Origin of the sequence: Moritella sp. 36 (assembly GCF_018219415.1) — a bacterium.
Taxonomy (GTDB): Bacteria; Pseudomonadota; Gammaproteobacteria; order Enterobacterales; family Moritellaceae; genus Moritella.
Genome location: NZ_CP056120.1, coordinates 1,376,677 through 1,389,786, shown reverse-complemented (window position 1 = coordinate 1,389,786; position 13,110 = coordinate 1,376,677). Strand labels below are relative to the sequence as shown.

11 protein-coding genes are annotated in these 13,110 nt (G+C 38.8%); 6 read left to right on the top strand and 5 right to left on the bottom strand.

The window, feature by feature from the left end; all coding sequences use genetic code 11:
- The first annotated feature begins 122 nt into the window (after positions 1-122).
- A complete protein-coding gene (locus HWV03_RS06260) occupies positions 123-671 on the top strand; it encodes an acyl-CoA thioesterase (RefSeq protein ID WP_211678965.1) in 549 nt (182 codons plus the stop codon).
- A 119-nt stretch (positions 672-790) separates the two neighbouring features.
- On the top strand, positions 791-2,572 hold the full coding sequence (gene ggt / locus HWV03_RS06255; protein ID WP_211678964.1) for a gamma-glutamyltransferase: 1,782 nt from the start codon (positions 791-793) through the stop codon (positions 2,570-2,572).
- Positions 2,573-2,653: 81 nt separating this feature from the next.
- Here the strand turns inward: ggt and HWV03_RS06250 are convergent, their stop codons facing one another.
- A complete protein-coding gene (locus HWV03_RS06250; protein WP_211678963.1) occupies positions 2,654-3,652 on the bottom strand; it encodes a DUF2860 family protein in 999 nt (332 codons plus the stop codon).
- A 338-nt stretch (positions 3,653-3,990) separates the two neighbouring features.
- Between HWV03_RS06250 and HWV03_RS06245 the strand changes: the two genes are divergently transcribed.
- The gene (locus HWV03_RS06245; RefSeq protein WP_211678962.1) at positions 3,991-4,563 is read left to right on the top strand and encodes an NAD(P)H-dependent oxidoreductase; all 573 of its coding nucleotides are present in this window, start codon (positions 3,991-3,993) and stop codon (positions 4,561-4,563) included.
- A gap of 2 nt (positions 4,564-4,565) precedes the next feature.
- Positions 4,566-6,488: a monovalent cation:proton antiporter-2 (CPA2) family protein gene (locus tag HWV03_RS06240; protein ID WP_211678961.1), complete on the top strand. Its 1,923-nt coding sequence runs from the start codon at positions 4,566-4,568 to the stop codon at positions 6,486-6,488.
- A 113-nt stretch (positions 6,489-6,601) separates the two neighbouring features.
- Here HWV03_RS06240 and HWV03_RS06235 read toward each other — a convergent pair whose 3' ends face one another.
- From HWV03_RS06235 to HWV03_RS06225, 3 genes are all read right to left on the bottom strand, one after another.
- Positions 6,602-8,002 (bottom strand): MipA/OmpV family protein, encoded by a 1,401-nt coding sequence (locus HWV03_RS06235; protein WP_211678960.1) that lies wholly within the window; start codon positions 8,000-8,002, stop codon positions 6,602-6,604.
- A 101-nt stretch (positions 8,003-8,103) separates the two neighbouring features.
- Entirely contained in the window at positions 8,104-8,682 is a 579-nt protein-coding gene (locus HWV03_RS06230) for an Lcl C-terminal domain-containing protein (protein WP_211678959.1), read from the bottom strand.
- Positions 8,683-8,728: 46 nt separating this feature from the next.
- On the bottom strand, positions 8,729-9,445 hold the full coding sequence (locus HWV03_RS06225; RefSeq protein ID WP_211678958.1) for an Lcl C-terminal domain-containing protein: 717 nt from the start codon (positions 9,443-9,445) through the stop codon (positions 8,729-8,731).
- A gap of 212 nt (positions 9,446-9,657) precedes the next feature.
- Between HWV03_RS06225 and HWV03_RS06220 the strand changes: the two genes are divergently transcribed.
- Together HWV03_RS06220 and HWV03_RS06215 are read left to right on the top strand one after the other, a co-directional pair.
- Complete coding sequence (locus HWV03_RS06220; RefSeq protein WP_211678957.1) at positions 9,658-10,689, top strand: NADP-dependent oxidoreductase; 1,032 nt, start codon at positions 9,658-9,660, stop codon at positions 10,687-10,689.
- Between the two features lie 9 nt (positions 10,690-10,698).
- Positions 10,699-11,313 (top strand): glutathione S-transferase family protein, encoded by a 615-nt coding sequence (locus HWV03_RS06215; protein WP_211674572.1) that lies wholly within the window; start codon positions 10,699-10,701, stop codon positions 11,311-11,313.
- A gap of 97 nt (positions 11,314-11,410) precedes the next feature.
- Here the strand turns inward: HWV03_RS06215 and HWV03_RS06210 are convergent, their stop codons facing one another.
- The gene (locus tag HWV03_RS06210; protein ID WP_211678956.1) at positions 11,411-13,024 is read right to left on the bottom strand and encodes a right-handed parallel beta-helix repeat-containing protein; all 1,614 of its coding nucleotides are present in this window, start codon (positions 13,022-13,024) and stop codon (positions 11,411-11,413) included.
- Positions 13,025-13,110: the final 86 nt, after the last annotated feature.

The window sequence follows — 13,110 nt, the reverse complement described above, 5'->3', positions numbered from 1 at the left end:
GGCGGGATTTACCACATAGGAATAAGTCGCAATTAACATTTTGATTACAATTGACGTGACAATAATAAAGAACGCAGTAGACTCTTTATTCTATTTCCTATAACAATCATTATTGAGGCTTTATGATCAGTGAGTTGATTCGCTGCTTTTACCTACGTAATAAGCAAACAAACCCGAAAGGCTTTTTCGATACTATCACCCGCTCTTTTCGAGTAGGGTTTCGTCATATCGATCTGAATCTACATATTAACAATGCAAAATATCTCATGTTTCTTGAAAAAGCGCGTTGGGATCATTCTATTCAGACCAATACGTTCAACCCATTATTGAAGAATAAATTAAACTTCATAGTGGCAGGTGTGGAGGTCGGTTATATTCGTGAGATCCGTTTATTCAAAAAGTTCGATGTAGAAACCACTTACTTAGGCTGGGATGAGAAGTATTTTTACTTAGAGCAAAAATGTGTCGCCGATGGAAAACTATGTAACTACAGCTTAGTAAAGGCTGTATTTACTCAACGAGGAAAAGTCGTGTCTCCGAATAAAGTCATGGAAATTATTCCCATGGAACAACGTACACAACAGTTACCAGAACATATGCAAATATGGAAAAATCTCGGTATCTCCAAACGCAACTTTTCCACCAGCGAATCAGCAGATAAAGTAGCTTAAACCTATTTATGTGAGTTCACGTGCAATTACGACCACCTAAAAGTTGATAGTTAAAACCATTTGCTATGCTGTTTTATATCAATTACATAACACTATGGACAATCGAATAGGGAACATTCATGTCAACAACGCATCTCATTAAAGGTTTTACCTTTGGACTCATCAGCTGCATGAGCTTAACGTTACCAACCGCCATTGCAAAGACGAACACAACAAGCACAGAAACAGTTGCCAATGTTAAACCATCAACCAGTGCTATTTATAATAAAATGGCGATCCATCATCCAGTATGGGCAGCAAACGGCATGGTAGCTAGCCAAGAAGCGCTTGCAACACAGGTAGGTGTCGACATTATGAAGCAAGGTGGTAACGCTATTGATGCGGCAGTTGCCGTTGGTTATGCGTTAGCTGTTACCCTGCCCCGCGCTGGTAATTTAGGTGGTGGTGGTTTCATGCTGGTTTATTTAGCAGAAGAACAGCGCGCGATTGCGATTGATTACCGAGAGGTAGCACCACAGGCTGCTTACCCAGATATGTTTTTAGACGGTGCTGGCAATGCAGACAGTCAACTGTCTCGCTTTCATGGTCTAGCCGTCGGAGTACCTGGCACAGTATTAGGCTTTGAACTCGCACTAAATAAATACGGCAGTATGTCATTAGCACAAGTAATGGCCCCCGCAATAAAATTAGCCCGTGACGGTATTGTTGTTACGCCTGACTTAGCAAATTCACTCCGCGCAACGAAAAAGCGCTTAAGCCGATGGCCAAGCACACAATCTATTTTCTACAAAGCAGACGGTAGCAGTTATCAGCCAGGAGAAATATTAAAACAGACCGATCTTGTCAATACGCTAACAACCATTGCTAAAAAAGGCAGTCCTGCATTTTATCAAGGTCCCATTGCCAAACAGATCAGTGATTCGGTACGTAATGCTGGCGGCATGATGACAATGCAAGATTTAGCCACTTATAAAGCCATAGAGCGAAAACCAGTTACCGGTGACTATCGCGGTTACCAAATAATATCAATGCCACCACCCTCTTCTGGCGGCGTGCATATTATTCAAATGCTGAATATGCTTTCGCAGTTCCCGATTGATAGAATGGGCCATAACAGTGCTGCAACAATCCATGTGATGGCAGAGTCAATGCGTCGTGCCTACGCAGACCGTAGCTTATATTTAGGCGACCCTGATTTTGTTAACGTGCCCGTTGCACAATTAACCAATAAGCAATACGCGAAGCAGCTTGTTAGTCAGATTAATCCAAACAAAGCGACACCAAGCAGCGAAGTGTCCCCTGGTACATTATTGCCTTACGAAAGTAACCAAACCACCCATTACAGTGTGGTAGATAAATTTGGTAACGCGGTCAGTAATACCTACACCCTTAACTTTAGTTATGGATCAGGACTCGTTGCTGATGGAACAGGGGTGCTACTCAACAATGAAATGGATGATTTTTCTGCGAAGCCTGGTACACCAAATGCTTACGGCCTCATTGGCGGAAAAGCAAACGCCGTCGCAGCCAAAAAACGTCCACTTAGCTCAATGACACCGACCATCGTCCTAAAAAATAATAAACCTTATTTGGTCACAGGTAGTCCAGGGGGCTCACGTATTATCACCACAACGCTACAAGTGATCATGAATGTGATTGACCATAATATGAATATTGCAGAAGCCAGTGCGGCAACACGTATTCATCATCAATGGTTACCGGACATGATCCGTATTGAGAAAGGGTTAAATGTCGATACGATTAACCTATTAGAGAGTAAAGGGCACAAGCTTGAAGTGAAAGCGGCAATGGGCAGTACCCAAACCATTATGCTGACAGAAGAAGGCGTTTACGGCGCATCTGACCCACGCAGACCGAGCGCGCTTAGCTTGGGTTATTAACACAATCCAGAGCAATCGGTAAAAGAAAGGGACATGATGCTCACTGTATCACGTCCCTTTTTGTTCTTTCTAATTCTCATTCTAGTTAAAACTATAACTCATACCGACTGAAAATAATTTTGTCGAGCTATCATAAAACGCAATGTTGGCATCATTTTTTTTGTTTTGATAAATAATATTAAGGTTGGTACCTTCTATATCAAACGGTTCAGAATAAGAATAAATAAATGAATAACGGGTAACATCGTCCTTTTGTACCTCTCCAAATATTGGATTTTTGGCATTGTATTCACGATCGCTAAATGCCGCTTGTACGGAGACAAAATGTCTTTCATATTTAGTCATAATACTAAGGCTATAATGAAATTCATCAAAACTCTGACTTTCACCTTTAGCATCTTGAGCACCATAAAACACATTCGCTTTACCGTATATCCCTTGCCATAACGGAAATAAGCTTTCTAAACTAAGTCTTTGATAATCACTGTCTCGATTTAACGAGGCTTGATCTTCTACACTCATTTGACTACCACTTTGCTCATTTTCTATCGAATATGATGCATACGAATATTCAATCTGAACAGGGGAAAATTTATAAGCTAAACGTACTGCACTCGAATCAATGTCACTCTTTTCTCTTGGCGCGTTGATCAAAAATGGATCTGACCAAGTTTCTTTTAAAAACGGTACGTCCGGAATATAAGCAAAAGTCATACTCTGACGTTCGTCAAACTGGTGTTTCACACCTATTTCATATTGTATGGCACTGTTTAATATTTTGTCAGGACTTTGGCCAATAAAATACTGAGTTTGTAAGTCCGAAGTTGTATAGTCCAGACGAAAAAAAGGAAAAAATATCTCAGTTGACACCGCTTTCCCATCGTTACTCAAATCTTGGGTTTGCTCATTATCATCATCAATATGAAATTGACTTTGCGTATCACTTACACCCATATTAATACCGACCGTACCAGAAAAACCAGCGCTTTTTGCCAATGGTTTTGCGACTGCAACACTACCAATTAAACCACAGGTCAATAATAAAGTGAGTGAAAGTATGCGATGGTTTTTCAAAATCATGTGTAAAAAGTGCCCCCAACAGTTAAGTTATTACCAATTAATAATGTCAAATATTGACCGAAATCAATTTAGTGACGAAAGCATAACATAACAACTAAAACATAAGACGCTTAATAATAGTGAATATGATTAATAATATTAACGAGCAGTAACCATTCAATAATTAGAAAATAAGAGTGATATCGGCCATATCAGTCAGAACAACTAAAAAAACACTGAAATAATTTGTTTTATATTATAAGCTTAGATTACAACAACTGATATAATTAACGTCTTAAACGCTAAACTATTGAATGCAGTTAAAAAGACCTATTTCAATAAAGGATGATTGAAAATATATGTACAAAATTCTCGTTTTATTCGCCCATCCTGCATTACAAAAATCTCTCGCACATAAATCACTATTCAATGAAATTCAAAATATTGAAGGCATCACTTGTCACGATCTTTACGATGCTTACCCCGATTCATTTATTGATATTAAGCATGAACAAGCCTTATTATTGAATCACGATATCATCGTATTTCAATTTCCACTTTATTGGTATTCATGCCCCGCGATTTTAAAAGAATGGCAAGATCTGGTGCTCGAACATGGTTTTGCTTATGGTGAAAATGGAGACAAACTCGCAGGCAAAAAACTCATGCTAGCTATTTCTACTGGTGGGAGTACAAACTCATATTCCGAATCAGGTTACAATGAACACAATATTAGCGAGTTCTTATTACCTTTTAGCCAGATGAGCAAAATATGTAATTTAGAATACCTGCCACCATTTGTACTCCATGATATTCATAAACGTCATGAATCACAGCGTATTGCACGTAAAGCAGCAGAATATCGCCAGCAATTATTAATGCTACAACAAACAGATGATGGAACCGTCGCAAAAAAAATGGAAGGTAACTAACCATGGAACATGGCGTATTATTTAATACTTTCATCTATCTTGCAGCAGGTGTCGTGGCAGTCCCAATCGCAAAACGTTTGGGACTTGGTTCGGTACTGGGATATTTGATTGCAGGCGTAATTGTCGGACCTTATGCATTAAGCTTAATTTCCAATCAAGAAGATGTCATGCATGTTGCCGAATTCGGTGTGGTTTTAATGCTGTTTTTGGTTGGCCTAGAATTAAGACCTGCTTTACTATGGCAATTAAAAATACCTATTTTGGGGACGGGTGGTTTACAACTTAGCGCCACGACCTTGTGCATTTTCTTGTTATTACTTGCTTGTGGACTTGCGTGGCAAACAGCACTCGCTATCGGTTTAATTGTTGCCTTGTCATCGACTGCGATTGTGCTGCAAAATTTACAAGAGCGGGAGTTGATGAAAACCGAAGCCGGTAAGAATGCCTTTGCGGTGTTATTATTTCAAGATATTGCCGTTATCCCGATTTTATCCATATTACCGCTGCTCGTTATACAAGACACAGCTATTGTTGAATCGACAATACCAAGTTGGCAAAGTGCATTAATGATTGCAGGCGTTATTGCTGGCATTATTATTGGCGGCCACTTTCTCGTTGTACCGCTACTGCGTATTATTGCGGGGTCTCGCTCTCGAGAGATTTTTATTGCAACCGCATTAGCACTGGTTGTCGGCATTGCCTTGGCGATGGAAGCCGTTGGTTTATCTGCCGCACTCGGGACTTTCTTAGCTGGTGTGGTATTAGCAGATAGTGAATACCGCCACGAACTTGAAAGTGATATTGAACCTTTCAAAAGTTTATTATTAGGTATCTTCTTTATCTCAGTTGGTGCCAGTATCGATTTTACCCTCCTACTTAATCAACCTATATTAATCGCCTTACTGGTAGCTGCATTGATTGCAGTTAAGTTTATTGTACTGTTTATCACCGGGATCGTATTTAAGATCCAGCGCAGTCAAAACTGGTTATTTTCTTGTGCCCTTGCACAAGGTGGTGAATTTGCGTTTGTATTAACATCATTCTCTCTGCAACGACAAGTACTGGATAATGAAACAGCTAGCCTGCTCGTATTAGTGGTTACTTTATCTATGGTGTTTACCCCACTACTGCTAATTATTTACGATAAAATTATCGCACCAACATTCAAACGAAAAATACCGCTGGCTGAAAATACAAGTACTCCTGAACATCAGATTCCAAATAATACTCACGGCTCTGTTATTATCGCTGGCTTTGGTGGTTTCGGACAAGTTGTGGGTCGATTGCTACATGGTTACCATATCAATACCACTATTTTAGAAAATGATGTAGGCCAGATAGAGTTATTGCAACAATTCAAATACAAAGTGTTTTATGGCGATGCTGAACAGCTAAATTTATTACATTCTGCAGGAGCCGATAACGCTAAACTATTTATTATTGCCGTCGAAAGTGCAAGCCGGACTAAACGCATTTTAATTCAAGTAAAAAAACATTTTCCACACTTAACGGTATTAGTCAGGGCAACAGATCGTAACCATGCCCAGCAATTAATCCGCCTTGGCGCTGATCACGTATTTCGGGAGTCGCTCGACTCTGGCATCAGTTTAGGTGTTGAAACATTAAAAGCATTAGGGATGCGTGCCAATCAGGCTCATCGTGCAGGTCAAGTATTCCGTCGCCATGACGAAGCAGTGTTGCATGAAGAAGCAAAACGAATGCATGAACAAGAGCCAGAATTTGTAAACCGCAGTCTTACTGAACGACGAATATTGAAAAAATTATTAGGGTTAGATGCATTAACTTATTACGACAACCTCAATGATGCTTGGTCAACAGAAGCCCACAGTAATGAAGATAAGAATACAGTTGGTAACTTAGCAGCCGCCCATAAACACAACAAATCGACAAGCGAGCAGACTTAATTAATAAATAAAAGAGCCAAGATGTTGACGATAGCGACTATCGTCAACTGCACCGTTTCTAATCATTGAGATAGTGCATTATTCTTAAAAAGAGGATGTCAGATTTACGGGGGCTAAAAGTGCCACTGTAAATAAACCGTTTGATAGTTACTGCCACCTTTAATACGCCCGAACACCGAGCTAGTTTCAAAAATACCCGAACGGTGATGAATGCTATAGCCAAACCAAGTTTTCGCTAACGCCTTACTTCCAAAAATATCCCCCACATTCACATCAAAGGAGAAGTCTAAATAATTAAGTAGTTTCGATGAGTTTTCATAACCACGTTTACTGTCTTCACCTGTCAATTCAAACCCTTCGATATAGGTAATATCAAATACATAAGATAGGCCTTCAGCAATACCTAAGCGCCAACGAGGACCAAGCCTAAAAGTATAGAAACCTTTAATCGCAAGCGCAACTTCAGTAATATCTTTTTGTACATCAGAGCTATAATGCCAAACAAGGCCAGGCGTAAAATAAAGATCAATAGGCATTGTTAATAAACTATCCGCAATTTGGGTACCATAAAATACAGAGCTCATTTGATTGTTTTCACTATCGCGTTCGGCTTGGAATTTTAAGATATCTCCAATATTCGACGGTGTTGCCCAACCATATGCTAAACGTAAGTATTCATCATTCTTATATTGCGTTGAAGTTGGGTTAAAAGGCTTATCATATTCAGGATAAAAAGCGAAACCGAAAAAAGATTCAACCTGATAGTTTTTATTAACAGAATCTAGATCGTATACATCATCTTCTAAGCGCGTTAGACCCAATTGACCAATCAGATAGAAATTGCTCGCTACATGGTATGACCCTTCCAGACCACCAGCCATTGAAACTCCAGCACCAGCGTCCTCTTTATCAAAGCCATAATAATGATTGTTAAAATCAGCACTTTTCCATTGTAACTCAGCAAATGGTACTAATGACCAACTACCTTGCTGCCAATTATACTTAATCCGAGTATAACTATAGTTGCGCTGATAGTGATCGGATAAAACAGCAATATCAGATTCCCAAGGACCATCGATGTAGCGATATTGCAAACCAAAGTCAAATGACTGTCCCTTAATTGAATTTTGAAACGCTTTAGGCACATCATGGAAACGGAAACGACTATATACATTAACTTGATGGTCTGCATTTTTCCATAAATGAATACCACCTTCTAAACCATGTAAAAAGCCATGATCATTTTCAAACCGCATTAATGGTAAAATATCATAAACAGCAGTATCTTCATTGTCATCTTTGACTGCAAATGGAATATCTGCACGGCGCATTCCAATACCAAGCCCCCACTTTTTGACATCTAATGCAGGAGCTTCCACTGTATCAATATCCAACGAACGTTCACTAACTTCAAGTACAAGATTATCGACTGGCACACTTGCAGCATGACTAATACTTGAACATAAACCGGAAATTAATGCTAAGCATATAATATTTTGATGGTCTAATAGCATATACTTCTAATATCCAAAAATTATAAATAATGGCGTATATTACTTATGAGAGTTAGAAACCACAATATAAATATACTTATAGCGGTTAAAGTATACTTAGGCTAATCATATACTTGCTGGCAAACTTCATCACAGCTTCGAACTAAACGTACTGTTAAGCGCTCGCCATTCGAAATGTCATATAATAATCCATTTTGAAAGTCGACTTGCCAAGCTTTACTTTGGTTACCACCACTTGGTGTACTCGACCACGATTTAGATACCGCTGGAGATAATGGGTGATTAGGAAAGATGGATTTATTTAAGCTTGGCTCTTCGCATGCTGTTTCTATAATACTATAAAGCTCTTTAATGTGAGGTAATCGCCAATCAGTATTACCATCATTTGTAGCATTAAATGCAGCTGGTTCTATCATCGCTTCCCACCACGTAAAATAACGAACTGTACCATTCTGACATCGATTTCCCATCAGGCCACGAACACAAGTTTGCCATTCTAAGCGGGTTGCTTTATCAAATAAAAATCCTTGCCTAGTATTAAAAAAACGTTGCCCTGGTGTTGATATCTCAGCATTATCATTACAGCGTTGTTCGAGTCCTTTGGCAGTCATCGACATCACGACTAATAAAATAGTGCTCGTAATAAGTAATAGGTGCCGGGTTATATTAAAGCTCATCATTAACATCCTTTTATGACAACTAAATAGCTTATATCAACGCTTTTAATTACTGGTTTTGATTACGCACTAAGCGTACAGCCCTTGGAATATTGGTTAAATTACCTTGAATATGACCGTATAAAAAATTAACCATCCAAGCTGATTCCAAATCGTCAATATCAATATCAGCAGTCCAGTAATTAAGACTTTGAGTATGAGGAAAAAATACAGTTTCAACGGCAGGTATTATTTGCGAATAATTGATAATACTTTGTAGCTCTAAACGAGTAGGTAAACGCCAATCATTGTAACCACACCAATCGAGTCCGTTCATAGCGATTTTGAATTTTTCAGTGTCACAACTACTGCTATCTACACAAATACCACCATTTTCGGTAACACCATGGCCATTAAAGTCAGCATCATTCGATTTAAACCACGAATAACTATAGTCAGCATCATTTACATCGCCACTACCAACCACCGATTTAACTTCCCACATCAATTTTGTTTTATTATCTAAAACACAAAACCACTCAGGTGAATCTTCTTCCACGCTCACGCCCTCAGGTCCTATTTTGGTTAAATCGAGTAAGTCTTCTCGCCGATTCTGCTTATCATCAAGACGGAGTCCAGCGGGGTTTAAATTGAGCCGTATGGCATAATCAGGTAGCAAAGCATCGCCGCCCTCACCGGGATAGCTATTCCGCTCAACGTTACCATCACTGCCAGTGGGACAACCAGTCAATAACAAACAACTTAAAAATATAGCTAAATATTTCATGATAATACTCGAATAAAAACAATAAAAAACGTGATGCACATCGAAGTTTAGATTACAAATATTGATAAGTCCTCAAAAAAAACCGCGAGTTAGTATACGACCGGTCTACTAAAGTGTATCGTTAACGCGTTAGAAATTAATCAAGATTTGCACATCCAATAAAAAGACGAACGGTCATCTAGTATCGTAAACGACTTAAATAAGGGTCTTCTATGCCTCAATCGCATTCAATTAATCGCCATATTACACTTGCTTCACGTCCTGTTGGCGCACCTACATCAGCTAACTTTAGTCTTAAAGAAACTGCCATACCTTCTCCTGAAAAAGGCGAAATATTATTACGTACAAATTATTTATCACTTGATCCTTACATGCGTGGTCGTATGAATGCCGGTGCATCTTACGCTGAACCTGTCGATATTAATGGCACTATAGTTGGCGCGACCGTGTGTCAAGTTGTTACCTCTTTACACCCTGATTATCAAGCTGGGGAATGGGTTCTTGCTTATATCGGCTGGCAAGATTATGGCATTTCAGACGGTGAAGGCCTGATAAAATTAGGCGCTGAGCCAACTAATCCCTCTTATGCGCTTGGCATCTTAGGTATGCCTGGCTTTACTGCTTATATGGGACTGTTAGATATAGGTCAGCCTAAATCAGGTGATACGCTTGTTGTTGCAGCAGCAACTGGTCCAGTGGGTGCAACAGTCGGTCAGATTGGTAAATTAAAAGGCTGCTACGTAGTAGGTATCGCAGGTGGAGCTGAAAAATGTAAATACGCAGAAGACGTATTAGGTTTTGATAAATGTATTGATCATAAAGCTGACGACTTTGATACACAATTACAAGCAGCTTGCCCTAACGGCATTGATGTTTACTTTGAAAATGTTGGCGGTAAAGTATTTGATAGTGTCCTACCCCAGTTAAATACCGGTGCACGTGTTCCTGTTTGTGGTTTAGTGTCGCAGTACAATGCAACCGAATTACCATCAGGGCCCGATCGTTTATCTCTATTAATGGGCACTCTATTGGTTAAACGTATTAAGATGCAAGGCTTCATCATTTTTGATGATTATGCACATCGCTATAACGAGTTTTTTGAACAGATGATGATGTGGCTACAATCGGGTGAAATTAAATATCGTGAGCACATGATTGACGGCTTAGAAAATGCGCCATCAGCATTTACCGGTATGCTACAAGGTGAAAATTTCGGCAAACTTGTAGTTAACGTAGCTAAGTAAGAGGTTAAAATGATTAAATTACACCATCTAAATAAATCACGTTCTAAACGTATCATCTGGTTATTAGAAGAATTAGGTGTGGACTATGAAGTCATCGCCTACCAACGTGATAGCCAAACATTCTTAGCCCCTCCAGAACTAAAAACCATTCATCCCTTAGGTAAATCGCCGGTAATCGAAGATGATGGACTTGTGATTACCGAATCAGGTGCAATCACAGAGTACCTTATTAATAAGTATGCCGCAGATAGGCTCGCACCAAAGCAATCATCACAAGAGTATGTCGATTATTCACAATGGATCCACTTTGCAGAAAGCTCTGCTATTTTACCGCTTTTACTGAAAATGTTTGTTGAAAAAGATGGTTGCGAAACAAACTTCATGGCTGCTTATGCCGATATAGAAATAACAAAAGTGATCAGTTATTTCGATGAATCGTTAACAGATAAAACTTACCTTGTTGGTGAGAAATTAACGGGGGCCGATATCATGATGTCATTCATTGTTGAGATCTTAGCAAATAATAACGTACTTGATAATTTTGCTAACCTTTCCCGTTACAGCAAACGACTTCACTCTCACGCGAGTTTATTAAAAGCGATAGAGGTTGAAACTAAGTACTAAAATAGCTGATTAGATCCAATGATAGTAAATGGATAAAATGCCACAAAGCCCTAATAAATTATCTATCAGGGCTTTTTATTCTATGACAATAGGCTAATTAATCATACTGACGAGAAAACACTCCACTACAATCGTCGCCAATCAAATAGTTACCAGACGATTTTAACATCACCTGATAATTACCATCGGATAAATTCTCAGCCCCAATGTCAAATGTCCAACCATTACCACCTAACATTAATTTATTACCATAACTACTCGTACAGATCTGCATTAATTGGGAGTGTGAAGCAGATGCGTTTGAATCCAGATATTGATCATTATAAGTGACTTCAACTACAGGTGGCTTAACATCTGTTCTTTCATTACCGAAAGAATCAACAAGCGCAATGTCAAGATTAAGAGCCATATCATCGCCTAATAAAGGCTTACCAGTAATTAATGCGGGTTGACAGGATAAAGTATCTACCACACTCGAATCGACCCCCTGTGACCCCAATGGTTGGCCCAATGTATTCGCCGTTAGTGCCCAGCTTGTAGGGTTGAACAAAAACACGCTACTTAACTTAGGATCATTTTCAAACAGCTGTGTGAAAGTTAAGTTCTCATGTACTAATTTCTTGAAATTATGCACGGATATATGGGTTAACTGGTTTTGTGCGTAAGATTGGCTTTTCGCGTCAATACCAATAGAGTTCAACTTATCGTTACCATAGAATAATGAGTTAATAACACTATTATTGGTACTTGGACCACCCATTTCAGAAAACCAAACACCACGCGAGGCATTGACTGATGTATGCTGGGAAATAACATTGCCCGATGATCGATAAAGTAAAATAGAAATACCATAACCTTCAAAATCATCAGTAAAGTAATCTAGATTATTTTCCATGGTGTTGTTATTTGAATTAATACTAAAATATACATTCTCATGAGTATTATCCCACAAAGTATTATGCTCAATAATGTTATTCAAACCTTGTGATAAACTGATACCCCATGTATTTTTATAAGAGGTGTTATAGGCAACATAATTATCATTACCTTGAATATTGATACCGCCACGGTTTCGCATCAAATACTCATTACCATTACTATAAACCGTATTGTTTAGCACGTGCATATCCGAACTCCAATAACCAACAGTAATACCATTACCGTTATCAGAATTCGCAATATTATTACGGGCAATACCACCACTTACATTGTGTAACCATAAATCATTGCCATTATTATTAAATACATTATCTTCTATGATTAAATCTTCACGCTGATCCGCTTTTGTATGGAGCACAAATAAACCATAACTCGCATTTTTAAATTCACAGTTTCGGACAATAATAGAGGTTCTTGCCCCTGTAGACACGAGCTTGTTCGATACCCCTTCACCATCAAATGTTATCCCGTCGATGACAATACCATCTCGGCCGATATGTAATATGCCTTGATAGGCGGATCCAGTACCTGTTAACGTCGGTGACTGTCCGGGTTCTGCGCGAATCGTTAAATTTCCTTTATAAACATTTAACCCTTCTTCATATGTTCTACTATCTGTAAATACAAGTTCATCACCCGGACTTGCTGCTTGGTATGCACTGCTTAAACTATCAAAATCAGAATATTCACCAATTTCTAATATTTCAGCATATGTCCCCCCAATCGAAAACACCCATACAACGAATAAAAACAAATGCTTACATAAATTCATGGTAATTTCCCTACATACAAGGCAATGAGTCATCAAATGAAATGAAGTGAAAGTGAAACATGCTATTTGAAGTTATACGTAAGTTT

Excerpts from the sequence above, each read along its gene's own strand:
- HWV03_RS06260 (WP_211678965.1), top strand. The coding sequence starts at position 123 with ATGATCAGTGAGTTGATTCGCTGCTTTTACCTACGTAATAAGCAAACA.
- ggt (WP_211678964.1), top strand. The coding sequence starts at position 791 with ATGTCAACAACGCATCTCATTAAAGGTTTTACCTTTGGACTCATCAGC.
- HWV03_RS06250 (WP_211678963.1), bottom strand. The coding sequence starts at position 3,652 with ATGATTTTGAAAAACCATCGCATACTTTCACTCACTTTATTATTGACC.
- HWV03_RS06245 (WP_211678962.1), top strand. The coding sequence starts at position 3,991 with ATGTACAAAATTCTCGTTTTATTCGCCCATCCTGCATTACAAAAATCT.
- HWV03_RS06240 (WP_211678961.1), top strand. The coding sequence starts at position 4,566 with ATGGAACATGGCGTATTATTTAATACTTTCATCTATCTTGCAGCAGGT.
- HWV03_RS06235 (WP_211678960.1), bottom strand. The coding sequence starts at position 8,002 with ATGCTATTAGACCATCAAAATATTATATGCTTAGCATTAATTTCCGGT.
- HWV03_RS06230 (WP_211678959.1), bottom strand. The coding sequence starts at position 8,682 with ATGATGAGCTTTAATATAACCCGGCACCTATTACTTATTACGAGCACT.
- HWV03_RS06225 (WP_211678958.1), bottom strand. The coding sequence starts at position 9,445 with ATGAAATATTTAGCTATATTTTTAAGTTGTTTGTTATTGACTGGTTGT.
- HWV03_RS06220 (WP_211678957.1), top strand. The coding sequence starts at position 9,658 with ATGCCTCAATCGCATTCAATTAATCGCCATATTACACTTGCTTCACGT.
- HWV03_RS06215 (WP_211674572.1), top strand. The coding sequence starts at position 10,699 with ATGATTAAATTACACCATCTAAATAAATCACGTTCTAAACGTATCATC.
- HWV03_RS06210 (WP_211678956.1), bottom strand. The coding sequence starts at position 13,024 with ATGAATTTATGTAAGCATTTGTTTTTATTCGTTGTATGGGTGTTTTCG.